The sequence below is a fragment of the Pseudomonas sp. 1L-E-NC-VB-C3 genome, from assembly GCF_057291535.1.
The window spans coordinates 366,734-392,779 of record NZ_JBXAWD010000002.1 but is presented as its reverse complement, the minus strand read 5'-3'; the positions used below and the strand labels follow the sequence as shown (position 1 = coordinate 392,779).

At 57.0% G+C, this 26,046-nt stretch carries 26 protein-coding genes, 1 tRNA gene and 1 pseudogene; 19 read left to right on the top strand and 9 right to left on the bottom strand.

The features are described from left to right. The first annotated feature begins 83 nt into the window (after nt 1–83). The 5 genes from AC0Z5Z_RS05120 to AC0Z5Z_RS05100 all read left to right on the top strand — a co-directional run bounded on the left by AC0Z5Z_RS05120 (nt 84) and on the right by AC0Z5Z_RS05100 (nt 5,434). Nucleotides 84–980, top strand: a complete 897-nt coding sequence (locus tag AC0Z5Z_RS05120) for a helix-turn-helix domain-containing protein (RefSeq protein ID WP_485610804.1) — start codon at nt 84–86, stop codon at nt 978–980. Between the two features lie 81 nt (nt 981–1,061). Further along, on the top strand, nt 1,062–1,571 hold the full coding sequence (locus tag AC0Z5Z_RS05115) for a sigma-70 family RNA polymerase sigma factor (RefSeq protein ID WP_056786013.1): 510 nt from the start codon (nt 1,062–1,064) through the stop codon (nt 1,569–1,571). Beyond that, nucleotides 1,571–2,521 (top strand): FecR domain-containing protein, encoded by a 951-nt coding sequence (locus tag AC0Z5Z_RS05110; protein ID WP_252876300.1) that lies wholly within the window; start codon nt 1,571–1,573, stop codon nt 2,519–2,521. Before AC0Z5Z_RS05115 ends, AC0Z5Z_RS05110 begins: the two co-directional genes overlap by 1 nt. Nucleotides 2,522–2,588: 67 nt before the next feature. After that, nucleotides 2,589–4,991 (top strand): TonB-dependent siderophore receptor, encoded by a 2,403-nt coding sequence (locus tag AC0Z5Z_RS05105; protein ID WP_485610803.1) that lies wholly within the window; start codon nt 2,589–2,591, stop codon nt 4,989–4,991. A 263-nt stretch (nt 4,992–5,254) separates the two neighbouring features. Continuing rightward, the gene (locus AC0Z5Z_RS05100; RefSeq protein WP_485610802.1) at nt 5,255–5,434 is read left to right on the top strand and encodes a hypothetical protein; all 180 of its coding nucleotides are present in this window, start codon (nt 5,255–5,257) and stop codon (nt 5,432–5,434) included. Nucleotides 5,435–5,720: 286 nt separating this feature from the next. Here the strand turns inward: AC0Z5Z_RS05100 and AC0Z5Z_RS05095 are convergent, their stop codons facing one another. The 4 genes from AC0Z5Z_RS05095 to AC0Z5Z_RS05080 all read right to left on the bottom strand — a co-directional run bounded on the left by AC0Z5Z_RS05095 (nt 5,721) and on the right by AC0Z5Z_RS05080 (nt 9,229). Next, nucleotides 5,721–8,042, bottom strand: coding sequence for a hypothetical protein (locus AC0Z5Z_RS05095; protein WP_485610801.1), 2,322 nt, complete (start codon nt 8,040–8,042; stop codon nt 5,721–5,723). A 25-nt stretch (nt 8,043–8,067) separates the two neighbouring features. Then, nucleotides 8,068–8,142: transfer RNA gene (locus AC0Z5Z_RS05090), tRNA-Lys, on the bottom strand. A gap of 224 nt (nt 8,143–8,366) precedes the next feature. Next, nucleotides 8,367–8,711 carry a hypothetical protein gene (locus tag AC0Z5Z_RS05085; protein WP_375123716.1) on the bottom strand — a complete coding sequence of 115 codons (345 nt, stop codon included), beginning with the start codon at nt 8,709–8,711 and terminating at the stop codon, nt 8,367–8,369. A gap of 260 nt (nt 8,712–8,971) precedes the next feature. Then, nucleotides 8,972–9,229 (bottom strand): DUF2357 domain-containing protein, encoded by a 258-nt coding sequence (locus AC0Z5Z_RS05080; RefSeq protein WP_353956547.1) that lies wholly within the window; start codon nt 9,227–9,229, stop codon nt 8,972–8,974. A gap of 221 nt (nt 9,230–9,450) precedes the next feature. Here AC0Z5Z_RS05080 and AC0Z5Z_RS05075 point away from each other — a divergent pair, with 221 nt between their 5' ends. Together AC0Z5Z_RS05075 and AC0Z5Z_RS05070 are read left to right on the top strand one after the other, a co-directional pair. Beyond that, on the top strand, nt 9,451–9,792 hold the full coding sequence (locus AC0Z5Z_RS05075; protein WP_159894614.1) for a helix-turn-helix domain-containing protein: 342 nt from the start codon (nt 9,451–9,453) through the stop codon (nt 9,790–9,792). A 126-nt stretch (nt 9,793–9,918) separates the two neighbouring features. Beyond that, on the top strand, nt 9,919–11,031 hold the full coding sequence (locus AC0Z5Z_RS05070) for a hypothetical protein (protein WP_485610800.1): 1,113 nt from the start codon (nt 9,919–9,921) through the stop codon (nt 11,029–11,031). A 120-nt stretch (nt 11,032–11,151) separates the two neighbouring features. Here AC0Z5Z_RS05070 and AC0Z5Z_RS05065 read toward each other — a convergent pair whose 3' ends face one another. Next, nucleotides 11,152–11,778, bottom strand: a complete 627-nt coding sequence (locus AC0Z5Z_RS05065) for a dTMP kinase (protein ID WP_485610799.1) — start codon at nt 11,776–11,778, stop codon at nt 11,152–11,154. 102 nt (nt 11,779–11,880) lie between these two features. Here AC0Z5Z_RS05065 and AC0Z5Z_RS05060 point away from each other — a divergent pair, with 102 nt between their 5' ends. From AC0Z5Z_RS05060 to AC0Z5Z_RS05015, 10 genes are all read left to right on the top strand, one after another. After that, complete coding sequence (locus tag AC0Z5Z_RS05060) at nt 11,881–12,942, top strand: SDR family oxidoreductase (protein ID WP_485610798.1); 1,062 nt, start codon at nt 11,881–11,883, stop codon at nt 12,940–12,942. A gap of 373 nt (nt 12,943–13,315) precedes the next feature. After that, nucleotides 13,316–13,831: an HvfX family Cu-binding RiPP maturation protein gene (locus AC0Z5Z_RS05055; RefSeq protein ID WP_485610797.1), complete on the top strand. Its 516-nt coding sequence runs from the start codon at nt 13,316–13,318 to the stop codon at nt 13,829–13,831. A 61-nt stretch (nt 13,832–13,892) separates the two neighbouring features. Continuing rightward, the gene (locus AC0Z5Z_RS05050; protein WP_056786037.1) at nt 13,893–14,312 is read left to right on the top strand and encodes an organic hydroperoxide resistance protein; all 420 of its coding nucleotides are present in this window, start codon (nt 13,893–13,895) and stop codon (nt 14,310–14,312) included. 113 nt (nt 14,313–14,425) lie between these two features. After that, nucleotides 14,426–15,310, top strand: a complete 885-nt coding sequence (locus tag AC0Z5Z_RS05045; RefSeq protein ID WP_485610796.1) for an HvfB family MNIO-type RiPP peptide maturase — start codon at nt 14,426–14,428, stop codon at nt 15,308–15,310. Next, on the top strand, nt 15,303–16,094 hold the full coding sequence (locus tag AC0Z5Z_RS05040; protein WP_485610795.1) for an HvfC family RiPP maturation protein: 792 nt from the start codon (nt 15,303–15,305) through the stop codon (nt 16,092–16,094). The genes AC0Z5Z_RS05045 and AC0Z5Z_RS05040 overlap by 8 nt, the downstream gene beginning before the upstream one ends. 252 nt (nt 16,095–16,346) lie before the next feature. Further along, nucleotides 16,347–16,814, top strand: coding sequence for an HvfA family oxazolone/thioamide-modified RiPP metallophore (locus tag AC0Z5Z_RS05035; protein ID WP_041480354.1), 468 nt, complete (start codon nt 16,347–16,349; stop codon nt 16,812–16,814). Nucleotides 16,815–17,024: 210 nt separating this feature from the next. After that, entirely contained in the window at nt 17,025–17,240 is a 216-nt protein-coding gene (locus AC0Z5Z_RS05030) for a tautomerase family protein (RefSeq protein ID WP_024012974.1), read from the top strand. Beyond that, nucleotides 17,237–17,893 carry a DsbA family oxidoreductase gene (locus AC0Z5Z_RS05025; RefSeq protein WP_150742177.1) on the top strand — a complete coding sequence of 219 codons (657 nt, stop codon included), beginning with the start codon at nt 17,237–17,239 and terminating at the stop codon, nt 17,891–17,893. The genes AC0Z5Z_RS05030 and AC0Z5Z_RS05025 overlap by 4 nt, the downstream gene beginning before the upstream one ends. A gap of 97 nt (nt 17,894–17,990) precedes the next feature. Further along, nucleotides 17,991–19,019 carry a D-cysteine desulfhydrase family protein gene (locus AC0Z5Z_RS05020; protein ID WP_150635235.1) on the top strand — a complete coding sequence of 343 codons (1,029 nt, stop codon included), beginning with the start codon at nt 17,991–17,993 and terminating at the stop codon, nt 19,017–19,019. Between the two features lie 84 nt (nt 19,020–19,103). Further along, nucleotides 19,104–19,733 carry a cysteine hydrolase family protein gene (locus AC0Z5Z_RS05015; protein ID WP_236168807.1) on the top strand — a complete coding sequence of 210 codons (630 nt, stop codon included), beginning with the start codon at nt 19,104–19,106 and terminating at the stop codon, nt 19,731–19,733. Nucleotides 19,734–19,919: 186 nt separating this feature from the next. Here AC0Z5Z_RS05015 and AC0Z5Z_RS05010 read toward each other — a convergent pair whose 3' ends face one another. Beyond that, nucleotides 19,920–20,801: a LysR family transcriptional regulator gene (locus AC0Z5Z_RS05010; RefSeq protein ID WP_485610794.1), complete on the bottom strand. Its 882-nt coding sequence runs from the start codon at nt 20,799–20,801 to the stop codon at nt 19,920–19,922. Nucleotides 20,802–20,909: 108 nt separating this feature from the next. Between AC0Z5Z_RS05010 and AC0Z5Z_RS05005 the strand changes: the two genes are divergently transcribed. Together AC0Z5Z_RS05005 and AC0Z5Z_RS05000 are read left to right on the top strand one after the other, a co-directional pair. Next, on the top strand, nt 20,910–21,911 hold the full coding sequence (locus tag AC0Z5Z_RS05005; protein ID WP_485610793.1) for a zinc-dependent alcohol dehydrogenase family protein: 1,002 nt from the start codon (nt 20,910–20,912) through the stop codon (nt 21,909–21,911). A 45-nt stretch (nt 21,912–21,956) separates the two neighbouring features. After that, nucleotides 21,957–22,097 (top strand): annotated as a pseudogene (locus AC0Z5Z_RS05000) (cysteine hydrolase); the annotation flags it as partial. A 46-nt stretch (nt 22,098–22,143) separates the two neighbouring features. On the opposite strand, the gene AC0Z5Z_RS04995 reads toward AC0Z5Z_RS05000, so the two are convergent. From AC0Z5Z_RS04995 to AC0Z5Z_RS04985, 3 genes are all read right to left on the bottom strand, one after another. Further along, nucleotides 22,144–24,144, bottom strand: a complete 2,001-nt coding sequence (locus AC0Z5Z_RS04995; protein ID WP_375123728.1) for an amidohydrolase — start codon at nt 24,142–24,144, stop codon at nt 22,144–22,146. A gap of 195 nt (nt 24,145–24,339) precedes the next feature. Continuing rightward, entirely contained in the window at nt 24,340–25,032 is a 693-nt protein-coding gene (locus AC0Z5Z_RS04990) for a hydrolase (RefSeq protein WP_071172469.1), read from the bottom strand. A 233-nt stretch (nt 25,033–25,265) separates the two neighbouring features. Continuing rightward, nucleotides 25,266–25,844: a nuclear transport factor 2 family protein gene (locus AC0Z5Z_RS04985; protein WP_485610792.1), complete on the bottom strand. Its 579-nt coding sequence runs from the start codon at nt 25,842–25,844 to the stop codon at nt 25,266–25,268. Nucleotides 25,845–26,046 lie beyond the last annotated feature (202 nt).

The window sequence follows — 26,046 nt, the reverse complement described above, 5'->3', positions numbered from 1 at the left end:
ACTATCTTGGGCGCGGCTTGCGATTCCATCTATCCACTTTCAGCAGCACCAAAGCGCACCAAAAGAGTGCGCAGGGTCACCCCATGACAACGTGCAATCCGCTTCAGGTTCAAGCGTTCAATACCGCCGATGTGGCCGAGCAAATCCGCGCTACACCGGGCTGGGTCCAGCATTACCAGCAGATGTCGCCGGGGCATTTCGCCGGGCAGATTCGCTATCTGGATCTGCAGGGCGTCGAGGTTTACGAAGAACAGATGAACACCCGGGTCGAGCAGAATTTCAGTGCGCCATCCGGGGCTCTGGCGTTCTGTTTCGATCGCAGCGACAACGCGCTGTATCTGCTCAACGAAGAGAGCCGCAACATCTGGATCACCCCGGAGAACTACCGGGAAATCGCTGTGGTGTTCGGTCCGGATTTCGTCCGCGAGCACGGTTTGCAAGTGGCAAAGCTCGAAGGTTTGTTCATGGCGCCGCTGAACTGCGGACAGAACGCTTTGTTCAGCGGCTGGTTAAGCTCGATTCTCACGAAGTTGTCGCAAGCTGCTGATCCACTTGATAAAGATCGCCTGACTCAGCAGTTGCTTGAGGACTGCCTGTTCATCCTCGACAACGCTCAAACCCGTCTTGATCGTGGAGGATTGCGGCAGCGCAACAACGAACGCCAAATCATGAAGCGAGTAGGGGAGTGGGCGGCTGATTCGCCGGAAGACACGGTCAATCTGCTCGAACTTTCCCACGTTGCCGGCGTACCCCTGCGCCAGTTGCAGCAGGCTTTCAAGGCCTACACCGGGATGACCCCGAGCCATTGGTTACGCCTGAGGCGGCTGAACAGTGCACACCGTGAATTGCTCAAGCGCAGGCCTTGCGAAACCACCGTTGCCGAAGTGGCGATGCGCTGGTCGTTCTGGCATCTGGGGCGGTTTTCCAGCAGTTACCGCGCGCTTTTCAAGGAGCTGCCGAGCGAAACGCTCAAGCGCTGAGCAGAAAAAGGCTTTGTGTCCTCGCAGAAGTTAAATAGAATCAGTCTCATTTGAATCTACCTTCGCGCAGGGTCTCTTGAGATGATTGAAGCCACGTCACCGTCGGAGCAGAGCCTGCAGCAGTTGTATCGCGAGCACCGCGGCTGGCTGGAAACCTGGCTGCGCCGGCGCATGGGCAATGCGTGGGATGCGGCGGACCTCAGTCAAGACACCTTTGTCCGCGTCCTGTGCAACGCGCCGCCACTGGCTGAATTGCGCGAGCCGCGCGCGTATCTGCTCACCGTCGGCAAACGGCTACTGAGCAATTTCTACACGCGGCGCCATCTGGAAAAAGCCTACCTCGATGCCTTGGCGCAATTGCCGGAAGCGTGCGCACCGTCGCCGGAGCAGCGCTGGTTGCTGCTGGAAACCTTGCAGGCGCTGGATGAATTGCTCGATGGCTTGCCGCGCCCCGTGCGCCGGGCATTTCTTTGGAGTCAACTCGAGGGCCTTGGCTACCGCGAGATTGCCGAACGCTTGCAGGTTTCCGAGCGCACGGTGAAACGTTACATGGCCCAGGCGTACGAGCATTGTTTGCTGGTGGATCTCTGATGCGCGTTGCACCCAATGATGAAATGCGGGAAGTGGCGCGGGCAGCGGCGCACTGGCTGGCACTGCTCGAGTCCGGTTGTGCCAGCGAGGAAGATCACGCGCGATTACAGCATTGGCGCGCCAGCGACAGTCGCCACGAGAACGCGTGGCAGAAAATTCAACAACTGCGTCAACGCTTTGCAGGCTTGCCCCCGGCGCTTGCCCTGGCCACGCTGGATCGGCCGGATCCGGCGCGGCGCGCTGCTCTCAAGCGTGCCTTGGGCGTGGCGGCGCTGGTGCCGGCGGCGTGGTTGATCAGTCGGGAGCTGCCGCTGGAGGTCTGGCGCGCCGACCTGCACACCAGCACTGGCGAGCGGCGCAAAGTGCAGTTGGCCCAGGATTATTCATTGCAACTCAACACCGACAGCGCGGTTAATGTCGATCTGGCGGCACGTCAGTTGACGCTGATTCGTGGCGAGATGGCGCTCAACGTCGCGGGCGATTCAGCCTTTATCGTCAACGCGCCTTATGGGCGGATGATCGTCAATCACAGCGACATCTCGGTGCGCCTCAATTCCCGCGATTGCCAGGTCTGCGTGCTCCGTGGTTCGGTGCAATTGCAGCCGCTGCACGGCCCGGCGCTGGTATTGCAGCAGGGCCAGCAAGTCAGCCTGCAAGCTTCGGGCGCCGGGGCGGTGACGGCGTTCGATGCGTTGATGCCCGGGTGGCGCGACGGTGTGGTGATGGCGCAAAACCAGCCGCTGGGTGATTTCCTCCGCGAGCTGAGTCGCTACCGCTCGGGTGTTCTGCGCTGGGATCCGGCGCTGGAATCGCTGCGCGTCACTGGCAGCTTTCGCCTCGACGATACCGATCAAGTGCTGGCACTGCTGGCTGCCAGTTTGCCCGTCGATGTGCATGCGCGAACGCGATTTTGGGTGTCACTGGTACCGCGTGCGGAAAAAACTGGCTGAAGCCTGTCCCTTTTTTTCGCCTCGCTGGTCATTCCAGGCAAGTGAACAAAATCGAGAGCTTCTTCCAATGCCCGCAGTATTTCCAGGTCGTTTGCGTCCGTTGTTGCAGTTGAGCCTTTTGCTGAGCCTGAGTGCCAGCCCCGTGTTGATCCAATCGAGCTGGGCCGACGATGGCAGTCGCCGCAGTTATCAGGTGCCGGCCGGTAGTCTGAGTACAGCGCTGACGCGCTTCGCCGGTCTCGCCGGCGTCAACCTGTCGGTGGATCCGGCACTGGTCAGCGGCCGCAACAGCAATGGTTTGTCCGGTGAATATGGCGTGGAGGAGGGGTTCAGCCGGTTGTTGCTGGGTTCCGGTTTGCAGCTGCAACCGGTCGGCGATCAGGCTTATACGCTGGTGCCCGCAGCGCAAGGCAGCACCTTGCAACTTGCGCCGACATCGATTCTCGGCGCGGGCGGTTCAGCGGATGCCGACGTGTTTGCTGGCGGTCAGGTCGCGCGGCGTGGCTCGCAAGGGTTGTTGGGTTCCAGGGATTTCATGGAAACCCCGTTCAGCATGACCACCTACACCAGCGAAACGGTGAAAAACCAACAGGCGCGCACGCTCGGCGATCTGATCAGTACCGACCCTTCGGTACGCGCCACCAACCCTGCCGGTGGCCGCTATGAGCAATTCACCATCCGTGGTTTCAGCCTGTTCAACAGTGATGTTGCCTACAACGGCCTCTACGGTGTGTTGCCGACTTACACGATTGATATGGAAATGGCCGATCGCGTCGACATCCTCAAAGGCCCGAGCCAATTGATCAACGGGATTTCGCCACGGGGCAGTGTAGGAGGGGGGATCAACGTCGTGCCGAAACGCGCGACCGACAAGCCGATCACCTCGCTGACAGCCAATTACGCCTCGAACAATCAAGTCGGCGGCGCGGTGGATGTCGGACGGCGTTTTGGCGAAGACAATCAATTCGGGGTGCGCTTCAACGGGGTTAAACAGTCCGGTGATACAGAATGGGATCATCAGAGTGTCGATCGCGACATGGCAGTACTCGGTCTGGATTTCCGTGGTGAACGCTTGCGACTTTCCACCGATATCGGCCACACCGAACGCGACACCGACGCACCGCAGGAACGCGTGCAAGTCGCGACCAACGCCAAGGTGCCGAACGCCAATGATGTGCGCGACAACTATGCGCAACACTGGAGCCGGGCGCGAACCAAAGACACTTTCGGCACGCTCAACGGCGAGTTCGATGTCAGCGATTCGGTCATGCTGTATGGCGGCGTCGGCGCACGCAAAAGCAATCACGACTTCTTGCGCCACGCGGTTTCAGTGACCAATGACGCCGGCGACTTCAGCGTCCAGCCGCGCGACTTCACTCGCGACGAAAACGTTCGCACGGCTACCGCTGGGGTGCGCAACTGGTTCCAGACCGGACCGGTCAGCCATGAAGTGAACCTGGCGGCCAACTACTTTTATATGGACTTCGAAAACGGCGGCGCCCGTTACGCAGCCGGGCGCAGCAATCTCTACGACCCGGTGGAAATAGCCAGACCCGGCACGCCGACCCGCAATGACGCCAAGGTCTACACCGAAAATCGCTTCAGCGGCGTGGCCTTGTCCGACACGCTCGGGTTCTTCGATGATCGACTGCTGCTGACTCTGGGTGCGCGCTGGCAGCGGGTCAAAGTCGATGACTGGAGCGACGGCATCAAGGGCGACACGGCCTACGATGAGGAAAAAGTCTCGCCGTCGGGCGGCATTCTGTTCAAGGCGACAGACAAACTTTCGCTGTACGCCAACTACATGGAGGGTCTGAGCCAAGGCAAGATCGCGCCATCGACGTCGATCAACGAAGACGAAATCTTCCCGCCATTCATCAGCCGCCAGGTCGAAGTCGGCGCCAAGTACGACGCCGGCTCATACGCCCTGACGGCAGCGGTGTTCCGCATCAAACAACCTGCCTACGAAACCAATGCGACCACACGAGTCTTCGGCCCGAACGGCAAACGCGAAAACAACGGCGTAGAACTGAGCGTGTTTGGCGAACCGCTGAAGGGCTTCCGATTGCTGGGCGGTGTGATGTACATCGATAGCGAACTGACCCACACCACCAACGGCACATTCGACGGCAACCGCGCACCGGCGACACCGAAATACAACGTCAACCTCGGCGCGGAGTGGGATGTGCCGGCTGTGCAGGGTTTGACATTGACCAGTCGTGGAATCTATTCGAGTTCGCAGTATCTGGATCAGGCGAATGATAAGGAAATCGACTCCTGGGAGCGGTTCGACGTAGGTACACGCTATGCTTTCAAGCTGGACGAGAAGACGATTACCTTGCGCGCAAATGTTGAAAACGTGCTGGGTAAACGCTACTGGAGCTCAGCGGGCGCCTCGGATGACAGCGAACCGGGATTGACGCTTTCGACGCCGCGCACGTATCTGCTCTCGGCAACCGTGGATTTCTAATGGAGCGGAGTAAATGTAGTTAACGTCGCCGATAATACGTTAACTACACTAAATGACCGTTTAGTTGAGCTAACAGAAATTAGTCGCGAAAGCGGCCGAGGTAATGACTCAGCCCACCCAGTCGCATCTCTACATGGCTTTTCGTTATGAGCGATAACGCGAACGGGCCTAAAAAACTGTTATTTCTTACAGTTTTAAAATTGCTCTGAGGCGCAAAGGATAGTCGCTACGTAATGAGCACATTCCTCCAAGGAGCAAACGCCATGACAACGTTCAGCGATGACCAGCTCTTGAACCTGACTCCAGAGCAATTGAAACAATTAACACCCGCGCAACTGGCACGCCGAAACAATTTAATCAACGAACCGGTGGATCAGCGTGCTGTTACGAAGATTATTAATGCGCAAACGACCGGGCCTATAAACCCGGTGAGTGACGAGTAAATTTTCCAGAAGTGTAGTTGAGGCGTTTCAACCAGCTCAGAAATCCCGTTACGGTAAGTAGCGGGATTTTTTCAGTTGAATGATCGGATGGGGAAATCTGCGGCAATACCGGAGGTAGAGGTTTGGCAGTATTTATCGTGGCAGTGGATTTCGATTACCCGTGACAACCACGACAACCACGCGAAGCCCGTAACATCTTGTTACGTGTAATGTATATTATGTTAAATCGTGGATGCGAACGGCCTCAGGCTTTAGATATCACATCCACCACTCCCAACCTCTCAGTCTAAGCAACGCCATTCGTTTGCAGCTTCAACAACCAATGTCTCTCGGTAGTCCATCCGATAAAAACCTGAGCACCTTCGCTTGCTTGGCGAGCCTCGGTCAACGGTGCACCAGAAGCCGCTACTCGCAATCCTCTAATCGCCGGCAGGAACCTTTCACGAAATGCACTAGGCTGAACCGCGAAATGAGCTTCGATACGTTCAATCGCGAAACGCATTTCTGCCTCATCAAGCATCGCTAGATAAAAGACCATTTGCCGCCAGGCATAAGCCGTATTTTTGATCACCACCAGGCTGGAGTGATAAAACCGCAACTTCATCTGCTGGCGTACGCATATCCATCTGAAGCATTCCTCGGCCATCGAAGCCAGGCGATGCTGCAACAGCGCCTTCAACCCGAGCTCACCAAACAACAGCGCAAGGTTTTGCGTCGTCAGGATCTGTTGTTGCTCGATGATTTTCCCGTTAGTCGCCGGTCGCCATGTCCCCAGGCCCGCATCAGCCCGCTGGGAGCACAATCTGGCCAATGCGTCCCTGGAACTAGCGTCAGGTCTGGAGCACCTTTTCCGCCTGGATTTCGGTTGATCAGGAAGCATCGCCAATTGGCTTGCATCAATGTCGTAGTAATTGGCGTATAGCGTGCCACCTGTCAAAGATGCTGCCTGCCTGGCAGCTCTTATGTACTTGTTCGAGAAAGCGCCCATGAAAATGTCCGAGGCGACCTCTTCCACAAAAGGCAGATCCAGCTTGGCCATCGCACCAAGCGCAGCAAATTCCTGAATGAGTTTGTTGGGCAGGATCGCTTGAGGAAAAGCGCAAAGAGTCATTGCTGCGGATTGGATCAGGGACTGTTTCGCTGCCTCAGCGACCACCGCGTCCGTTTCTCGCTGGTCCTCAACAGCCGCCACCCACGGCAATTCATTCATCCTGACCTGACTTTCCAGATCCAACAGCAACAATGAGCGGCGTTGTCGAAAGGCGCGATAGGTTGCTACAGAGAGCATCCGCAGCGACATATCGCGAAATCCTGCACTGCAGATCTCAGCCGTTATCGCTGGCAGCAGCCGCGCCACGGTATCCCCGGATGTAATCAATCCCTTATCGATCAGCTCGGCAATTGTGCCCGTTCGACACCGCTCGACGCGTCGACGAATATCAGTAGGAATGCCGATACCTGTTAACAGCGAATATGCGGTCGCTTCTTCGCAGGTAACGGGTTGCAGCAGAGATGAAAAGTCGGAAACTCCGTCCGAACCGGGATACCTGCTCAGACGTGCGGCAACCGCTTTAGCAAATAGATGGTGCCCGGGTGAGGACACGTGACTGCGTTGAGACTCTCTGTGCTTTTGATGAGATTCGGATTCGGGATGACCATGCTTGCGTACGAAATCGTCGACGATCCTGCGAATTCGTCCGACTTGCCGTCCCGTAAGCGACGCCGCATCGCTAGCGCAACTCCCCAGCAATGCAAACAACTCCCCTGCCCGATCCCTTGAGCTTTCAGCTTCACCTGAAGCGCTGGGGCAAGAAGCATCGAACTGCCGCTTCAGAATATTCGCCTGCTCAAACCAGCCCTCGGGGTACCGGCGACAAGGCCAATCATCCTGATACGTCAAAAGGAAAAGCGACACCGCCGCATCGTAGAGCGGCAAGCGAGTCTCGACGACATGTTTTTGCGCTGCCAGACGCGTCTGTGCTGGGCGGTTTGAAAGCACGGTTCTGACATCACCGACAGTAAAAACCTGCACTTGCCCTGCTGAAAGCGGCGAACCGTCAGAAGCCATCGGAAAGAATCGCAGCTCTTCAAAGAAAGGCGCTATCGCTTCAACCAGATCCCATGCGTTCTCTGTACGTTGCTGCCCCAGCAACCAGGCCACCGTCAGCAGTGCAGCTTCTTCTGGCACCTCGATTCGATAATCCCCGCTCGCCAGCTTCGTTTGCAGTACCTCAATCCCCTCCTCCGTAAGGTGCCAAGTGTTGAGATCGAGTCGCTCGAAGCCAGGACGGATACCAGGAATCGAAGCAGCCAAATGTCGCTCGTACTCGGTCAGTGCGCCACCGGCCATGTACTGCCCAGTGGCAAAACCACCCGTGGCGACTTCCAGCGTGACCCACTCAGGCACATCCGCGAATGGAGTTCGTGAGCCATACGACGCAGATCCCTGCAATATGTGCTCGATTACATTGTGCCAGCGCTCGATGCGCTTGCTCGTCTGTCCGTTATCGTCGAGGCCCGATGCAGCGAGTGCCCGAGACAGTTGAAAGGCTGCATAGCCGGCACCTATGCCGGCATTCGCATTCGATTCCCTATCGTCCCTGAGCATGAGTTCTTCCGAGCCTGCGATGTTGTGGGTCCGGGGGCTGGATTCGAACCAGCGCCCACCCGGTTAAGAGCCGAGTGTTCTACCGCTGAACTACCCCGGAACAGAGCGCGGATTGTCCACCAGCGCTGAACGATTGTGAAGATCGAAAACATTGCCGCTTGTGAACCTGAACGTAATCAGGTGATCTCGGGAAGAGTCGTCAAGACCAGCGCAGTCCGATCGAGTCCTTTGCACCGGCGTCGCGAACCAATACGCCTGGAGCCCGACGCCTTTATTTCGGGTTGCGGGATTGTCAGCGAGTTTAGCGCTACTGTGCGTAATCGATTACTTCGCCGTTCCAATAGCAATTGTACGGGCTGGAGCGGCCGCGATTGGTATTGCACTCAGAATTCGTTTGAGTTCGATCCCCAGTGCCTCCCCTTCTGATTCTGCACTGATTTGCCAGGCTCCGACCCCATAGTCCGCATGATAAGTCGGACTGATAAGCGCCGTTACTTTGTCTGCCCTAGGTATCAGCAGCAATGAAACGTCAGGCTTGATGCCCTTCCACTGGAGACTGTCGTGATAAATGTGCGCTGACTCCATTGCATCCAGGACGCTGGCGCGGGCGCTGCGATACTTCGCGTCGAAAACCAAGAAGCGCTTCGTCGAAGGCGAGTCCAACGTCACGACGATGTCCAGATATCGCTCTCGCGATAAGCTTTGAAAACCGCGATGCGCAGGTTGATCACTCGCTGGGCATCGGACTTGGTAACATGCCTCAACGGTCACAAGCCGCTATTCCCCGCCACACGATTTCTTTTAAACCCACCGATCGATATTCACGACTCCAGACGAGTTCAGGAAACTGACGTTGCAGCTGTGAGACTACAGTTACAAAGCACCACCGCTCATAAACCTCCCATGTTGGGCTGACCCACAGCGTCTCATCAGGATCCTTTCCCAACCAACCTGAACGCAACGCGTACCAACCAAACCGATAAGCTCGCGCGTATGCAGACGGATGCGGAGTCCAACCGCTTGACCGTGTGCGCACTCACCGACGTGCGATCACTCTTCAAGGTTGTTAACGGCCGCTGAGATATCTGTTTGAGCGCGCGGTGAAACCGATCCCCATAGCGCCTCAGCCTCGCAAACCAAGTCGTTGGCTGGCGCTCAGGCCATAATCGCTCGAACCAGAAAATCACCTTGGCCGGACACCTACCTGAGCTCTCAGTCGGCAAAGTTCATATCACTGCACATGAGTTCGTCTTTAGCATGGCCGAGAGCAATCGTTGGCGCGCTGACATGTGCCTCTCACCACACTCGCTTCGCTCTTGGGGGCTTCACCCGCCTTAAACCCGGAGAGGCTGCGGACTTCTGAAGCTTTCGATGCCTCTCCGAGTAAAGGACGAAGAAAGATATGGAAATGCATGGCATCAAAAGCTACGGCGAGAGACTTCAGTTCGCATATACCCTTCGTGGGTTTCCAAAACTCTACGCGCTGTCACACCGAATCGGTGTGACGGACAGCGCTCTTAGTCGGTGGTTTCGTTCAGAGCCAATCAGTATGGAGAACTTCGCCAAGCTGTGCGTCGAGTTGAACGTCAATGCCGATTGGCTTCTGCTCGGCCGTGGACAGCACACGCTCGGCGCCATGCATGACGCGCCGCATCGCAAAGCGCTCGCGGACGTGATTGAAAGAATGGCCGACAACGATGTTCGTAACCTCGCCAAGTTTCTTGATGAAGTGACTACTCCAGCACCTTGAGCGCCACGCAATATTTTCAGGGCAATTCGTGAGCCCTGCTCAACCGACTGAGCTTCACGAAGGGTCCGATATTGATAACTTCTAGATGCCCAAGCAATGACGCCTGGGTATGAGCTGGAGATCATCATGTGCACTAAGGAATCTGCAAAAGCTGATGTAGAAGTGAAGTTCGAGTCCCAGAAAACGTTCAGCCTTTTCGGTCGGAACATCTCAACTTGCCAAGCGGCCCTGGGGGCTGGTGCTCACGTGCAAGTCACCAACACAGAAGGCCTGAACTACCATCTGAATGTTTTCGCGAAATGCGAGTGCGACGGGCTTCTGAAGAGACTCAACGTGGCAATCGACAAGTCCATAGGTAACCCTCCCGAAGGCTTGCGTGACGTCCCTTTCACTATCGACCGCACTTCCCATCCCGACTGGCGCTCTCGTCAAGCCTATCTTCGCGATGGTGTGGGATTTACGAGCAGGATCATCACCTGCGCATGGCCTGCCCTTGCGCCGCCTAAGCTGGGCAGCGTGCTAACCGGTGGAACTACGACGACAATCGACGCCACAGCCATCGACTCGCAGTTGGTTTATGCGATGACCGATGCTACCCCGGAGCAGGTCAGCGCATACTCTCACCTGAACCTCTACGCACAGGGGGCTGCGCGTGCGGTCCTGAAAAGCAAGGGCGTGGACATCACCAATACGGACTATCTGCAGACGAAGCAATGGTTCGATGCTGTGGTTTACCAACTGACCGATCTGGGCTTTACCGTGAAGGCAGCGAGTGGCGGCCAGGTCAGGCAGGATGTCTCTTCAGGTGACGTGGACATCGGTAGTTTGCTGACCACCATCGTTGGCACGTATCTGGGAGCGACGGAACTCGAGAGCTTCAAGCAGCTCGCGACGCTCTTGGCCAAGGATCCCAACGATTCGGGCACCCACGACTTCATGACCTTCTGGTGGAACAAGGCAAGCACTAAGGACGGCCGCACGACTGTCGCCTTTGGCCCCATCAAGAACGACCAGGGCATGGCTTCGGTGACGGTGGTTTACCTCGTGTTGGATGTGGAATTCACAGACTGGCACTCACTGTTTGTCAGCTACCACCATGAAGGTGTATTGATCCGCAGCGCTGCCATTACCCTGGATCTCGACATGGAGGTCTACAGCAACAATGAAAAAGCAATCTTCGACGCCATCTCTGGCGCAGTGGCCAATCACATCAAGACTCAGGAACTGAGTTTCGACTGATAGCCCATAAATACGGGGCTCCAGCACATATTCGCAACGCTGGAGCCCCGTTTTTTTGTGCAATGGCACTTTCCGCGCTGCCTGTCTTAGTCGACCGTGATCTGCCTTGAGGGACTGGCGCTAAGGAACGCGCAGGCGGCTCATCACCCGATTAATCTCCCCTACCACCCGCCCCGTCGCCTCCTCGATCGTTCCCTCATTGCGGCAAATAAACCAACCCTGATCGGCAGCGACTTGTTCAAAAGCCTGGGTACAGTCGACATGCTCCTCCAGACCGCGAAGCACAGTACTGCTCAAGCCACGCCGTCGCGCCCCCGCCCTCGCCCACGAAATCTCCGCCGCCGTGACCACGCCAACATGCAGGTCGGGCACCTGAACGTTGCGATCACGGTTTAATTGCAGGATTTCAGCAAACGGGACTATCCGGCGAAACGCCGCATCGGATGGATACCAGCGATCGATCAGGATGATGCTGTCGGTGGGTTGTCTGGTCAGCACGTTTCGGGAAATCCAGCTGCGGCTATCAGCGAGGCGTTGGCAGACTTCCAGTTCCAGATCCCGGTCAGGATGACGGACGAGTCGGTTCACCAGATGCATGGTCTCGCCCCTGAACGGGTCGCTTTTTTTCTCGCACAGTCGGATCACTTTCTGGTTGTCTGCCCTCAGGACTTCAGTGATGGCCTCCAACAGCGAGGTTTTGCCGACGCCTTTGGGGCCATCAAGTGAAACAAACAGCGGACGAGTCATTGTTCACAGGCTTTAACGGGGAGTGGGGAACACTCTAACGGATTTTCAGGTTGAACCTCTTCTGCTCAGGCGGACTCCCAAACCTGAATTCAGGAGAAACCTATGACCCAGACAGCTCTAGTCGTGGGCGCCAGCGGCATTGTCGGCAGCGCCATCACCCAGTTACTCATTGACAACCAGTGGCAGGTCGCCGCCCTTTCGAGGCATCCGTCGCAAGCGCCAGGCGTGATCCCTGTCGCGGCGGACCTTCAGGATCCAGCCTCTTTGGAACAGGCGCTGAGGGATGTGAAACCCACTCATGTGTTCATTACCACATGGTCGCGGCAAGCCACGGAGGCCGAGAACATTCGCGTCAATGCCGCCATGGTGCGCAACGTCCTCGCCGCCATTCGCCCAGCCAAAAGCGTCAAACACGTAGCACTGGTTACCGGCCTGAAACACTACCTTGGTCCGTTCGAAGCCTATGGTAAAGGCAGCCTGCCGCAGACACCGTTTCGCGAAGAGCAGGGTCGTCTGGATGTCGAGAATTTCTATTACGCTCAGGAAGACGAACTCTTCGCCGCGGCTGAAAAGGATGGCTTCACGTGGAGCGTTCATCGCCCGCATACCGTCACTGGGGTGGCCGTGGGCAATGCGATGAACATGGCGACCACCCTCGCCGTCTATGCCTCGATTTGCAAGCACACCAATCGCCCTTTTGTGTTTCCCGGTTCCAGGGTGCAGTGGGACAGCCTCACCGACATGACCGATGCGCGGCAGTTGGCGAAACAACAACTGTGGGCGGCCACCACACCGGCTGCGGCGAATCAGGCATTCAATATCACCAATGGCGATATATTCCGCTGGAAATGGATGTGGAGCCGAATTGCCGAATACTTCGACCTGCCTGCTGCCGATTATCCCGCTTCAGCCTCACCCCTTGAAAAGCAGATGGCTGACGATCAAGCCGTTTGGACGCAAATAGTCGCGGAGCACGGTTTGAAAGAATCCGATATCGATCGCCTGATTTCCCCATGGCATACCGATGCAGATCTCGGTCGCCCTATCGAAGTGGTCACGGATATGTCGAAAAGCCGCCTGATGGGCTTCACTGCCTACCAGGCGAGCGATCAGGCATTTTTCGACGTGTTCGACAAACTGCGGGAGATGCGCTTGATCCCCTAGGCGGTTCCAGACAGATAAGGTGGGCACCTGGCGTGCCCCCTCATTCAACAGTAATTTCCACGCCCTCGCCCCCCACATCTGCGACTTTCATTCGCCCTGTGAAATCCTCCTGCCAGTCACCGGCAGAACGCAGCCAATCGTATAGCCCAACTCCAAAATAGCGCCTTCGACAGGCACTGCTCTGTATCCAAGTGTGTACGGACGCAAACACGTTACACAACATTGATCTTCCCGCCCCCTCAGACACAAGCGAGATACACCAACAGGATGAACTGCGCCCACGGCCAGCGCAGTGCTGCTGTGCCTGACACCTGTCATTGGGAGCACCTTAACGGCTTCCACTTTCTTGACGACAAGTCGGAGGATTAAACCCATGCAAACAAACGCGTCATCGGTCTTGAATCGGCTCCAGCATAACCTCGATCGCGCTGGAGACTGGGTCGCCCCTTTAAGCCTGCGCGTGTTTCTGGCCTGGGAGTTTTTTGAAGCGGGATGGGAAAAGTGGAACGGTGAGAACTGGTTCCCGAGCATTCAAGGGGCCTTTCCTTTTCCCTTCAATCAGCTGCCGGCTACGTTCAATTGGCAGTTATCCATGTGGGCAGAACTGCTCTGTTCCATCGCTTTGCTTGTAGGCCTGGGAACTCGGCTATCGGCGCTCATCCTCATAGTGGTAACCGTCGTGGCAACTGCCGCAGTTCACTGGCCAGCAGAGTGGTCGACGTTGAGCGAACTGGCTATGGGCTACTCCATCAGCAACAAAGGCTACGGCAATTTCAAGCTGCCGTTGATCTATCTCGTCGCACTTCTGCCACTGGTATTCACAGGCGCCGGCAAGCTAAGCCTGGATGCATTCATCGGTCGGTATCTCAAGCGTTTGAATGCACGCTGAGTGTTATCGCGTCACCGAGGTTATCGCTCTCAACCCCCGCTAGTTAATCAGGAGTTTCACCATGACCCATATTGATAAAGTGCTGTACACCGGCAAAGTCCATACCTCTTCGGGTGGACGCAATGGCACCGCCCTCAGTGACGATGGCCGACTGGATATAAAGCTGTCATCGCCTGGCACCTCTGGCGCCGGTACCAACCCAGAGCAGTTGTTCGCCGCAGGTTGGTCGGCCTGTTTTATCGGCGCGATGGGGATTGCGGCGAGCAAGCTGAAAGTCACCCTCCCGGGTGACCTTGCCGTCGACGCCGAAGTGGATCTAGGCACAACAGATGGTGCGTATTTCCTCCAGGCTCGCCTCAACGTCTTCCTTCCCGGGCTGGATCGCAACGTCGCCCAAGACCTGATCGATACCGCACACCAGACATGCCCGTACTCCAAAGCGACGCGGAACAACATCAACGTGGTGATCAACCTCGTTTGAGCAGAACCGTGGCGGGTTTCAACCGCCCGATCCATGCCCGCCCGGCTGCCATAGGTGACCGTGGAGGTGGCGTGGATCGGGCGTTTCAGACGTCGAATCGGAGTATTTAGCTCATGCAAACGAACACTTCATCATCAACGCATTTAGATCCACAGCTTCCCCCTGCGGCGACCGTCGGGCTCGGGTTGCGCCGTGCGCTGCTCAACACGCTTCGTGACGCTCCAGTCGGTGATTTCGATTTTCTAGAGGTTGCTCCAGAGAACTGGATCGGCATCGGCGGCGCGCATGGAGCGGCCCTGCAGATGCTAGCTGAACGTTATCCGCTGTCATGCCACGGCTTGTCACTGTCGCTGGGTGGCAGTGCACCGCTGGACGAACCTTTTCTTGAGCAAGTCCGCGGGTTCCTCGATCGCTTCAACGTGCCGTTCTATAGCGAACATCTGAGTTACTGCAGTGACGATGGCCATTTATACGACCTGCTACCGTTGCCATTCACTGAGGAGGCCGTTCATCACGTTGCTGCGCGCATCCGCCGTGCACAGGACATTCTCGGTCGTCGTCTTGCTGTAGAGAACGTCTCTTACTACGCCGCTGCTCATCAGGACATGGACGAACTCACTTTTACCAATGCAGTGCTTCGCGAGGCCGATTGCGACCTGTTGCTCGACGTTAACAATGTGTACGTCAACTCGGTGAACCACCGCTTTGATCCAGCGGTTTTCCTCGCCGGCCTGGAACCAGAACGCGTAGTCGCCATGCATGTGGCTGGGCATTACGACGAAGCCGAGGACCTGATCATCGACACCCATGGTGCGTCGGTCAAACCGGTAGTCTGGTCATTGCTGCGGCAGGCTTATGGCCTTTTCGGCGTGAAGCCAACCCTGCTGGAGCGCGATTTCAACTTTCCGTCCTACGACGAACTGGTGGCTGAGTTGAACACCATCAGGCGCTTGCAACGCGACGCCAATGCTTTGGTGCGGGTGACCGTCGATGGCTGACTCCCCTTCAAGTCTGCACAGTCAGCAGCTCGCACTGACCCGGTACCTGCGTGACCCGGACAGTTATGCGCCGCCTGCGCAGATGAATCCCGCAAGAGCGCAGGTCTACCTCAACCTGGTGTTGAACAATCTGTTGGGGTTGCTGGGTGGGACGTTTCCGGTGCTGGTTGCCGTGCTGGGTGATGCCGGTTGGCGTGCGCTGGTACGGCGTTTTTTGCGTGACTACCGCGCGCAAACGCCACGCTTCGGAGAAATAGCTCGTGAGTTTGTAGACTTCGTAGCGAGCCTGGAAGACTCGCCCGGTCACGAACACCCCTGGTACCCGTTCTTGCCTGAATTGGCTCATTACGAATGGGTGGAAATGGCGCTGCAACAGTTGGACGCTGCGCCTTTAAAGCCCAGTGATGCGGCGCATTTACTCGATCGTCCCCTCAGGCTTTCCCCGCTCGTCTGGCCGCTGGCTTACACCTGGGCCGTACATCGTCTCGGCCCAGGCCACTTGCCTTCTGAACCGCCAGAACAACCGACGTTGCTGCTGATCAGCCGTGTGCCGAGTGGCCAGGTGCAATTCTCCCAGGTCAGCCCTCTCGCGTTCCGTTTGTTGCAGCGGATCGAGCACTTCCCTGACATGGATGGACGAGCGCAGTTGCACGCTTTGGCTGCGGAGGCTGGGGCATCAGACGTGACCAGCTTCGTCGCTGACGCACTGGTGCTGCTGCGCCAACTGCATGCGCAAGCTGCCGTCGGCGTAGCCGCGACACCTGTTTTAAAGCTGTTGTCCTGACTGACGCGCAAAGGCTGAGGTCAGTTTTTGTATCTCTATGTACCCAAACGCGAAGTCTTGGGATTGGCTTACAAATGCTCCTCTCGCCGATACATCGCCGATACATGACTCCCGCTAAATAGGCCTGCCCGAATAAGGTCGCTCTGTCGAAGTGGAAGACGCTTGCGCCCTTTGCCTTGAGCTTCCTTGAGGGTCTATCCGCCCTGTGGCATGAACCGCGGCCTCGCCGCGCAAAGCATCTGGAGAAGCACTATGTACCGTAAACCAATGTCGAACAAAACCAGTCTCGGCCTGGCCGCAATTGCTTTAGCCGGTGGCATGAGCCTGGCATCGTCTGCCGCTTTTGCTGTTGAGCCATTGCCCCAAGGCTACCAACTGGCATCGGCCGATAAAACCGGCGAAGGCAAGTGTGGCGAAGGCAAATGCGGCGCCAGCGAAGCCAGCGACAAGTCCGCTACTGCCGAAGGCAAGTGCGGTGAAGGCAAATGTGGGGACGACTCTTTCGCCCGCACAGATACCGACCATGATGGCCTCGTCTCTCTTAAAGAGCTGCTGGCTGTGGCACCTCAGGGCGGTGAAGAATTCAAAGCGATGGACACCAACCACGATGGTTTTCTTTCGGAAGGTGAGGTCTACAAGTTCAGAACCAACCAGTACATCTCCAATGGCAAAAAAGTCCCAACCGAGCTATTTACCCGCATGAGCAAAGCGCAGAACTGATTCCTCCCGCCGTAGCATTCGCCCTCCCCGCGCCTGCAGCCAGGGAGGGCGATCTACTTTCTGCAAAGCGCTCAATGTTAAATGCGGATTGATTACACAGCGTTATAAGTGATGTTCTCCGCCCCTGATTTATCCCCTGAACGCAACACTCTAAAGTCGATCCCACTGCTCCCCTTCATATCGATGGGGTGCCTACAGGAGACTTATCCCATGCCTTTCATCAGCGTTCGTATCACTCGCGACGGCGTTACCAAAGAACAGAAATCCCAAGTCATCGCCGAGATCACCAAAACCATGCAAACCGTCCTCAACAAGGACCCGCACCTCACCCATATCGTCATTGAAGAGGTCGACACCGATAACTGGGGCTATGCCGGAATTACCACCACCGAGTACCGCCAACAGCTGGCGGAGTCGAAGAAATGACTTTCCCCGTCCGTATCGACTTTGTGTCGGATGTGGTGTGCCCCTGGTGCGCACTCGGCGCCACAGCGCTGGAACAAGCCATCGCGAACGTTGCCGGCGAGGTTGCCGTAGAACTGACCTTCAAGCCGTTCGAACTGAACCCGGACATGCCGGCCGAGGGCGAGCACGCCATCAAGCACATGATGCGCAAATACGGGCGCAGCGCCGAAGAAGTCGCCTCGCGCAATGAAATGATCGTCGCGCGTGGCAATGCCATCGGTTTTCAGTTCGACCTGGACAAGCGCAGCCATTTCTACAACACCTTCGATGCCCATCGCCTTCTGCTCTGGGCCGTGCAGGAAGGCCGCCAGGTCGCGCTGAAGAAAATCCTGATCGAGGCTTATTTCACCAATGGCGAGAACCCCAGCGATCACGAAACACTGGTGCGCCTGGCCGGTGAAGCTGGACTTTCAACCACCCGCGCCCGCGAGATTTTGACTAGCGAGGCATTCGCTCTCGAGGTCCGTGAACTTGAAGGTTTTTATCTTGAGCGCGGGATTAACTCGGTCCCGGCCATGGTGCTGAACGGTCGTCAGTTGGTGTCCGGATCGCTATCCGTCAAGGAATACGAACAAATCCTCAGGCAAGTCGCACGAGAGTCCGCCACTGCCTGACAAAGCGACTTAACTGCAATCTCAGTTATTAAGCATTTCGCCGGGGCTTGTTGAAGTGACCGCCCCACTTCCTTCCATCAACGTCAAGTGAACCGTCATGCCTCACGACTTGAATCAACTGGAAACTGCGCTGGCTGCTTACCCCCGAGTGGCGCTGCTGGAAGGCCCGACACCGATTCAGAAGCTGTCCCGCCTGAGCCGGGCCGCCGAGCTGCATGGCTGCGATCTCTACGTCAAACGCGATGACCTGATGGGCCTCGGCGGCGGTGGCAACAAACTGCGCAAACTCGAATTTTTGCTTGGCGAAGCATTGGCCGAAGGCGCGGACACACTGGTTACCTGGGGCGGTTTTCAATCCAATCACGCCAGGCTGACCGCCGCCGTCGCGGCCCGCCAAGGTTTGGCCTGCGAGCTTATCCTGACCCCGTCTGCGGTGCGCAGCGATGATGATTTTTGTCATAACGGCAACGTATTGCTCGATGGCCTGTTTGGCGCAAAGGTCCATCGACTGCCGCGCGGTTTGACGCCGGACAGCTACGCTGGCGAATTGCTCAGCGCGCTCAAAAGCCAAGGCAAAAAACCCTTCCTCATACCATTGGGCGGCTCCAGCCCCAGGGGCAGTCTGGGCTACGCCGCTTGTGCGGGAGAGATCCTCCGCCAGGCAGACGCGCTCGGTGTGCAATTCGAGCGGATCATCATCCCCAACGGCAGCGCAGGGACCCATTCAGGACTGCAGGCGGGTCTGGCACTGGCTCGATCATCAACCGAAGTGATCGGCTACTCGGTGTTGGCAACTGAGGAGCAGGCCACGGCCGCGACCCTGGAAAAAACTCGGGAAACCTTGCAGCTCCTGGACCCGTCCGCAACCCTTCTGCAAAGCGCAATCACTGTGGATGGCAGTCAACGTGGCGACGCCTATGGCGCCCCCACCGAATCGATGCTCGAAGCGGTTCGACTGCTGGCCTCCGTTGAGGGCTTGCTGACGGATCCGGTCTACGGTGGCAAGGCCTTCGCCGGGTTGCTCGCTGCCGTGCGCCGGGGTGACTACCCGCCAGGAAGCAATCTACTGTTTGTGATGACCGGCGGCTTGCCTGGCCTCTTTGCCTACCGCAGCGCCTTCAACTGACTTGAGCTTTTTCGTCGTCATAAAAAACTGATGCCCGGGCGAGCCCACGGCATCGGTCATTCAACTTGCGTGGAGTACATTGTCATGTCGAACGCCCCTTATCCGCTGAACCGCACCGCTTATCTGCTGGTCGATCCATACAACGATTTTCTCTCGGAAAACGGCAAGGTCTTCCCCTTGATCAAGCCGATTGCCGAGCAGGTCGGGCTGCTCGACAACCTGCGAGCCCTCGATCGCGCCGTACGGGCGCAGAACATTCCGGTGGTCATCGTGCCGCACCACCGCTGGGAACATGGCGACTACGACGGCTGGGATCATCCAACACCGACCCAATGCAAAATCATGCACATGCACCACTTCGCACGCGGTGAATGGGGCGGCGAATGGCATCCCGATTTCGCGCCGAAGGACGGCGACATTGTCGTGCAGGAACATTGGGGCTCCAGCGGCTTTGCCAATACCGACCTTGATTTTCGTTTGAAGCAGAAAGGCATCACCCACGTCATCATCGTCGGCCTGCTCGCCAACACCTGCATCGAAGCGACCGCCCGCTACGCCTCGGAACTGGGCTACCACGTCACGCTGGTGCGCGATGCGACCGCCGCTTTCCGTGCGGAAATGATGCACGCCGCCCACGAGTTGAACGGGCCGACTTTCGCTCATTCAATCGTGACTACCCAAGAACTGATTGAGGCGCTTGCAGCGCAGGTGTAATGGCGAGGAACCTCACCGATTTCGCCAGTTTGCCGTAGCGCGCTCACTCCAAGGACAACTCAGCGCTTGATCGACCGCCAATAAGAGCTGTGCAGAAATCAGCTTGAGCCACCTGTTCGTGTCGGCTTCAATGGCAGGAAAATTCGCTGATGGTCGATGTAGATCCGTCTTCCCGGCGAAACGCTTCTACAACAATTGCTCGCGTAGAAAATCGATGAACGCCATCGTCCGCGCTGAACGTCGCCGCTCGCGGCTGAGTACGGCGCTGACAGGCAGCGCGCTGGTCTGATAGTTGTCGAGTACGGTACTCACCCTGCCCTGCTCGACGTCAGCTGTGAACAGCCATTGCGGTGAGAGGGAAATACCCAAGCCGCAGAGCACCATTTCGCGGATGGCCTCGCTGCTGTTGCTGGTGACGTTACCCTGGATAACTACATCGAACGCCTGGCCGAGGTGCGTAAAGTGCCAACGGTCGTAATGCTCCAGCAACGTGAAGCCGATGCAGTTGTGATCGGACAGTTCGCTGGGCTCACGTGGCACGCCGTGCAGAGCCAGGTAAGCGGGCGCGGCATAGACACGCCGTGGGCTATTGCCCAGTGGTAGTGCCACCAATCCCTCGCTCTTCACTACGCCAATGCGGATCGCCAGATCGATGTTTTCCTTGAGCAGGTCTTCATTGTGGTCACTCAGCCGCAGGTCAATCCGCACATCAGGATGGCGTTGCAGGAAAGTCCCTATGAGCGGCGCAATGCATAACCTTCCATAACTGACCGGCGCGGCGACTCGTAAAGGGCCGGCAATCTGCTCTTGGCCACTGGTAAAGCTCCGTGTAGCAGTTTCGACGTGGCCGAGGATTTCCTGGCAGTGGTCGTAGAAGCGTTGACCTTGGTCGGTCAGGGCCAAGTGCCGAGTGCTGCGTGCGAACAATGGCCCACCCAGGTACTGCTCCAGCGCGCGCACTTGTTTACTCACCGCCGGCTGCCCCATGTTCAGTTCACGGGCGACCGCCGAGAAAGACCCGCGCTCCACGACGCGAACAAAGACATGCATGCTGTCGAACAGATCCATCGACGATTGGTTCTCTTTGGGGAATAAGTCATATGCACATTGGGTTTCTTATCGGAATGATTAAAGCGCGGCAATCTGTAAGCGTCCATCCCAACACAGGTTCCCGTCATGAAACATTCCATGCTTGCCGCCATCGCCGAATCCGCTCAATCCCCGCTGGCCATCCGTCACATCGACCGCCCTGTTCCCGGTAAGGGGCAAGTCCTGGTCAAGGTTCACGCCGCAGGGGTCAATCCGCTCGATACCAAAATTGCCGCCGGCGCAGGGGCCCACGCCCGCCAAACGCTGCCGGCCGTGCTCGGCCTTGATCTTGCCGGTACGGTGGTCGAAGTGGGCGAAGCGGTCGACGGGTTCACCCCGGGCCAGGAAGTCTTCGGCATGCCCGGCGGGATCGGCGGTGCCCAAGGCACCATGGCCGAGTACATTGCCGTGGATGCCCGCCTGATCGCGGTCAAGCCACAGACCCTCAGCATGCGTGAGGCGGCTGCATTGCCTTTGGTATTCATCACCGCGTGGGAAGGTCTGGTCGATCGCGCCAATATCCGCTCCGGTCAGCGTGTCCTGATTCATGGCGGCGCGGGTGGGGTCGGCCAAGTGGCTGTGCAACTGGCCAAGGCTCGTGGTGCCGATGTCTACGCCACCGGTTCGGCGGGCAGTCTCGACTTCATACGCTCGCTGGGGGCCACGGCGATCGACTATCAGGCACAGAGCGTTGAGAATTATGTCGAGCACTACACCGCCGGCGAGGGGTTCGACATTGTCTACGACACCGTCGGCGGCAGCACGCTGGATGCATCATTCAAAGCCGTGAAAGCCTATACCGGGCACGTGCTGAGCTGCCTGGGCTGGGGCCAGCACAGCCTGGCACCGTTATCGTTCAAAAGTGCCACCTACTCGGGGGTTTTCACTCTGGCTCCGCTGCTCACCGGCAAAGGACGCGAACACCACGGCGCTATCCTGCGCGAGGCCGCTGCGCTGGCCAATGCGGGTCAACTGACAATCCGCGTGGATCAACAGCACTTTGCGCCGCAAGACGTCAACGAGGCATTTCGCCAAGTCGCCGAAGGCCGCGGCAAGGGGAAGACGGTTATCGAGTTTGTGGCTGCATAGTTCCTTGTAATCTCTTTAGAGCGCACTCGGCCAAAAGCGTGCGCAATGGTCCGCAACGTCCTCGCCGCCATTCTCCCAGCCAAAATCGTCAAACACGTAGCACCCCACGAGTTGAACGGGCCGACCTTCGCTCATTCAATCGTGACCACCCAAGAATTGATTGACGCGCTGGCAGTGCAGGAGTAATGGCCGATGACCCTCATAGGATAGCTGATCGATCACCGGCCCATTTCTACACGGCCCAACAGGAGCAGCCCAAGGCACCAAAAAAACTTCGGGGGTCCGATACTGGAGCATTGGATCCCCATGCACCGGCATGATCGTGACCGTGCAGGCCGCAAAAGCTTGCGCAGCCGCACGAGGCCGCGACTTGGGCGCGCAGCGGAGCCAGCGAGTTTCTGCCTGCTCCGTCTGGGTCTCCCCAGGCGCCATAACCTTTAAAGGTACGCGTCGGCGACCAGTCAGGCATGGCGGGCGGTAGCGGGTTGTCGTCAAACCTGGCGAATTGGCCGGCCCCGTAAACCACGCGCCCGCCAACCACGGTCATATCGGCGGTAAGAAATGAAATCTCCTCTTCAGGCACAGAGAAGTAGTCCTTACTTGGCACAATCAGGTCAGCAAAGTGACCGGTCTGGATGCGACCACGTTTGCCCTCTTCGTTAGAAAACCAGGCGACATTCTCTGTCCACATCCGCAACGCCGCTTCGCGATCAAGCAGGTTTCGTTGAGGGTACAGATTCAGACCGCCCACCGTTTTACCGGTTACCATCCAGGATAGCGAAACCCAGGGGTTGTAGGAGGCAACCCGGGTGGCATCGGTGCCTGCAGACACTTTCACCCCTTTTTCCAGTATGCGCGCTACGGGCGGGGTCGCTTGCGCCGCACGGGCGCCGTAGCGCTCGACGAAGTACTCCCCCTGATAAGCCATACGATGTTGTACAGCGATGCCACCGCCGAGCGCGGCGATACGGTCGATCGATTTGTCCGAGATGGTTTCGGCATGATCAAAGAACCAATTGATGCCAGCGAGGGGGATGTCCTCGTTGACCTTCTCAAATACATCCAGCGCTCGGGTAATGGTTTCGTCGTAGGTGGCATGCAACCGCCACGGCCATCGGTTCTCTGCGAGGATGCGCACAACTTCCTCCAGTTCTCCCTCCATCTCGGGCTGCAGGTCCGGTCGCGGCTGGCGAAAATCTTCGAAGTCGGCAGCGGAAAACACCAACATTTCGCCCGCGCCGTTGTGACGGAAGTAGTCGTTTCCTTGCTTGTACTTAACGCTGGAGGTCCACTTGAGGAAATCCTCCTTCTCTTCCTTGGGTTTCTGAGTGAACAGGTTGTAAGCCAACCTGACCGTCATTTGCCCATCGTTGTCCAACTTCTGGATCACTGCGTAATCGTCGGGATAGTTTTGGAAACCGCCGCCCGCATCAATAACCCCTGTCACACCCAAGCGATTGAGCTCGCGCATGAAATGGCGAGTGGAGTTGACCTGATAGTCGAAGGGCAACTTCGGTCCCTTGGCCAACGTGGCGTAAAGGATCGTCGCGTTGGGCGTGGCCAACAGCAGGCCCGTAGGCGCACCATTGGCATCGCGGTAAATTTTCCCGCCTGGTGGCTCGGGGGTATCTCGGGTGTAGCCGACCGCGCGCAAGGCCGCACCATTGAGCAAGGCCCGGTCATAGAGATGCAGAAGAAATACAGGTGTATCGGGCGCGATCGCATTGATCTCGGCTATGGTTGGCAAGCGCTTTTCAACGAACTGGTGTTCAGTGAAGCCACCTACCACGCGAACCCACTGCGGTGCTGGTGTGTTAGCCACTTGGCGCTTGAGCATGTCCATGGCGTCAGCCAGTGAACGCACACCGTCCCAGCGCAATTCCAGATTGTAGTTAAGGCCGCCGCGGACCATGTGGGTATGGTTATCGACTAAGCCAGGGAGCACACAACGGCGCTTGAGATCGACAACTTTTGTGGCTGAGCCAGCCAGCGCCATGACTTCCTGGTCTGACCCTACAGCCAGAAACTTGCCGTCTTTGATTGCAACGGCGTGGGCGACTGGGTTGGCGCGATCCAGTGTAGTGATCTCGCCATTGTGGAAAATGATGTCCGGAATGGAATCGGTCATATTCGGCCCTTCCCTACTTAGAGTTTCGGAAAAAGCGCTGCGTCCAAAGACACCCCCTAACGCTAAGGTGGAGGCGGCCTGGAGAAGTTTTCGGCGCGATGTCATAGGTAGAGGCCTCACAGATATAAAGCCCGTTTCCAGGGCCTTCAGGGAATAGCGAACCTTGAGAACCGGTTACTCACGTCTGACTGGACTTTTTAAACTGCATACATCCTCATGCTCCACCTCGTGTTTTGGACAATAACGCCGATGGGTGGAGCTATCGCGTCAGCGCTGCGCGACAGCTCTTGCATAACGGATTTATTTAGCAGGGTTTGGACCGATGTGCTCGCCGTGTTGCACCCGCTCAGGCGCCTTATGCACCATGGTGTAGGCATAATCCACACCCATCCCGTAGGCGCCGGAATGTTCCTGCACGATCCCCATCACGGCTTCATAGGTCTCCTTGCGCGCCCAATCCCGCTGCCATTCGAGCAGCACCTGTTGCCAGGTAACCGGTACGATACCGGCCTGAATCATGCGGTCCATGGCGTAGTTGTGCGCGTCGATCGAGGTGCCACCCGAGGCGTCGGCAACCATATAGATTTCATAGTCTGTATCGCGCAGGCAGGACAGTGCGAAGGTCGTGTTGCAGACCTCGGTCCACAGGCCGGATACGACGATCTTCTTACGGCCGGCAATGGCGGACTCTGCCAGGGCATCACGAACGTTTTGGTCATCCCAGGAGTTCATTGAAGTACGTTCGAGGATTTTGTTCTGCGGATATACCGCTAGCAACTCGGGGTATGTATTACCAGAGAAACCCTCGGTTTCCACAGTCGTGATGGTGGTAGGTATGCCGAACGCTTTGGCAGCCTTGGCCAACCCCACGACATTATTTTTCAGCACCTGCCGATCTATCGACTGCACACCAAAGGCCATTTGGGGCTGGTGGTCGATGAAAATCACTTGGCTGTTTTGCGGGGTCAGTATTTCTAAGTACTTGTTGGACATGGCGGATTTCCTTTGGTAAGTAGAGCAATACGAAAGCGGCGTTATGCGTGGCTGCGCAAGCAGAACGCTACCCGTCCTGGTAGGGCTAAAAGCCACTTTCCGGACGAGTTCAGGGGTGCCGAAAAGCCCCTTGAATTTACGAATGCAGCATTGTTCAGCTGCGTTCGCGGGGTTCAGTTAAATGCCCGAAAAACGCTTGGCAAGCTGCTTTTGCAAGTGCACATCATCTGCGGCTAATTCGCTCCCACCTTGAAGGGAAGTGCATCTTTGGATGTCTTCACGGTCCATGAACCGGACTGCCGGAACGAACTGGCAGACGCGTAGGTATCTTCCATGAACTGGAAATAGGTCATCTTTCCATCCTGAACTTTCGCATGGATGGAAAACGGTGATGTGAACAGATGTCCGACCGCCACGGAGCGGTAGGTGAACTTACCGAAAATCGCGACATCTTCGCCGGAAGCGATTTTGGTAGTAATCGTAAAGTCTTCGATTTTCCAGTAGTTTGAGACCTGCAAAAACAAAGAGCTAAAGGCTTTGGGACCTTTGTTTGTGCCGGTCCACGGCATGATTTTTCTGAGTTCTGGATTCTCAAAGTTTAGAGAAACATAGGTGGCGTCTGGAGCTGCCAACCTCATTGCCGCGGCTTCGACTTTATCGGGTGCGGTATTGGCCAGGAATTCCACGACAACCGCTAGTGAAACAGCAGATTGCGCTTCAGTAGCTGACTGCGCCGACGCTGGAGTGATTGTTACTAACCATGAGGCGAGCGCCATTGCTGCAGTGATCAATTTGATGCTTCGAGTATTCATGAACTCTCCATTTATGAGTACGATTTTGCAATTCGCGGTCATCCAACCCATGTTGCAAATAGCTACGCGTCGAAAAGCGACAATTGGTACTGGAGCAAGGGCTATGCCAATTTTATAAAACTTATATAAATAGATATTTATCAATGACATACAACTTAATGTGATGTCGCGAGTATCGGGCTCGGAGTTTATCGAAGGGCTT

Coding starts and splice junctions, on each gene's coding strand:
- AC0Z5Z_RS05120 (WP_485610804.1), top strand. CDS start 84: ATGACAACGTGCAATCCGCTTCAGGTTCAAGCGTTCAATACCGCCGAT.
- AC0Z5Z_RS05115 (WP_056786013.1), top strand. CDS start 1,062: ATGATTGAAGCCACGTCACCGTCGGAGCAGAGCCTGCAGCAGTTGTAT.
- AC0Z5Z_RS05110 (WP_252876300.1), top strand. CDS start 1,571: ATGCGCGTTGCACCCAATGATGAAATGCGGGAAGTGGCGCGGGCAGCG.
- AC0Z5Z_RS05105 (WP_485610803.1), top strand. CDS start 2,589: ATGCCCGCAGTATTTCCAGGTCGTTTGCGTCCGTTGTTGCAGTTGAGC.
- AC0Z5Z_RS05100 (WP_485610802.1), top strand. CDS start 5,255: ATGACAACGTTCAGCGATGACCAGCTCTTGAACCTGACTCCAGAGCAA.
- AC0Z5Z_RS05095 (WP_485610801.1), bottom strand. CDS start 8,042: ATGCTCAGGGACGATAGGGAATCGAATGCGAATGCCGGCATAGGTGCC.
- AC0Z5Z_RS05075 (WP_159894614.1), top strand. CDS start 9,451: ATGCATGGCATCAAAAGCTACGGCGAGAGACTTCAGTTCGCATATACC.
- AC0Z5Z_RS05070 (WP_485610800.1), top strand. CDS start 9,919: ATGTGCACTAAGGAATCTGCAAAAGCTGATGTAGAAGTGAAGTTCGAG.
- AC0Z5Z_RS05065 (WP_485610799.1), bottom strand. CDS start 11,778: ATGACTCGTCCGCTGTTTGTTTCACTTGATGGCCCCAAAGGCGTCGGC.
- AC0Z5Z_RS05060 (WP_485610798.1), top strand. CDS start 11,881: ATGACCCAGACAGCTCTAGTCGTGGGCGCCAGCGGCATTGTCGGCAGC.
- AC0Z5Z_RS05055 (WP_485610797.1), top strand. CDS start 13,316: ATGCAAACAAACGCGTCATCGGTCTTGAATCGGCTCCAGCATAACCTC.
- AC0Z5Z_RS05050 (WP_056786037.1), top strand. CDS start 13,893: ATGACCCATATTGATAAAGTGCTGTACACCGGCAAAGTCCATACCTCT.
- AC0Z5Z_RS05045 (WP_485610796.1), top strand. CDS start 14,426: ATGCAAACGAACACTTCATCATCAACGCATTTAGATCCACAGCTTCCC.
- AC0Z5Z_RS05040 (WP_485610795.1), top strand. CDS start 15,303: ATGGCTGACTCCCCTTCAAGTCTGCACAGTCAGCAGCTCGCACTGACC.
- AC0Z5Z_RS05035 (WP_041480354.1), top strand. CDS start 16,347: ATGTACCGTAAACCAATGTCGAACAAAACCAGTCTCGGCCTGGCCGCA.
- AC0Z5Z_RS05030 (WP_024012974.1), top strand. CDS start 17,025: ATGCCTTTCATCAGCGTTCGTATCACTCGCGACGGCGTTACCAAAGAA.
- AC0Z5Z_RS05025 (WP_150742177.1), top strand. CDS start 17,237: ATGACTTTCCCCGTCCGTATCGACTTTGTGTCGGATGTGGTGTGCCCC.
- AC0Z5Z_RS05020 (WP_150635235.1), top strand. CDS start 17,991: ATGCCTCACGACTTGAATCAACTGGAAACTGCGCTGGCTGCTTACCCC.
- AC0Z5Z_RS05015 (WP_236168807.1), top strand. CDS start 19,104: ATGTCGAACGCCCCTTATCCGCTGAACCGCACCGCTTATCTGCTGGTC.
- AC0Z5Z_RS05010 (WP_485610794.1), bottom strand. CDS start 20,801: ATGGATCTGTTCGACAGCATGCATGTCTTTGTTCGCGTCGTGGAGCGC.
- AC0Z5Z_RS05005 (WP_485610793.1), top strand. CDS start 20,910: ATGAAACATTCCATGCTTGCCGCCATCGCCGAATCCGCTCAATCCCCG.
- AC0Z5Z_RS04995 (WP_375123728.1), bottom strand. CDS start 24,144: ATGACATCGCGCCGAAAACTTCTCCAGGCCGCCTCCACCTTAGCGTTA.
- AC0Z5Z_RS04990 (WP_071172469.1), bottom strand. CDS start 25,032: ATGTCCAACAAGTACTTAGAAATACTGACCCCGCAAAACAGCCAAGTG.
- AC0Z5Z_RS04985 (WP_485610792.1), bottom strand. CDS start 25,844: ATGAATACTCGAAGCATCAAATTGATCACTGCAGCAATGGCGCTCGCC.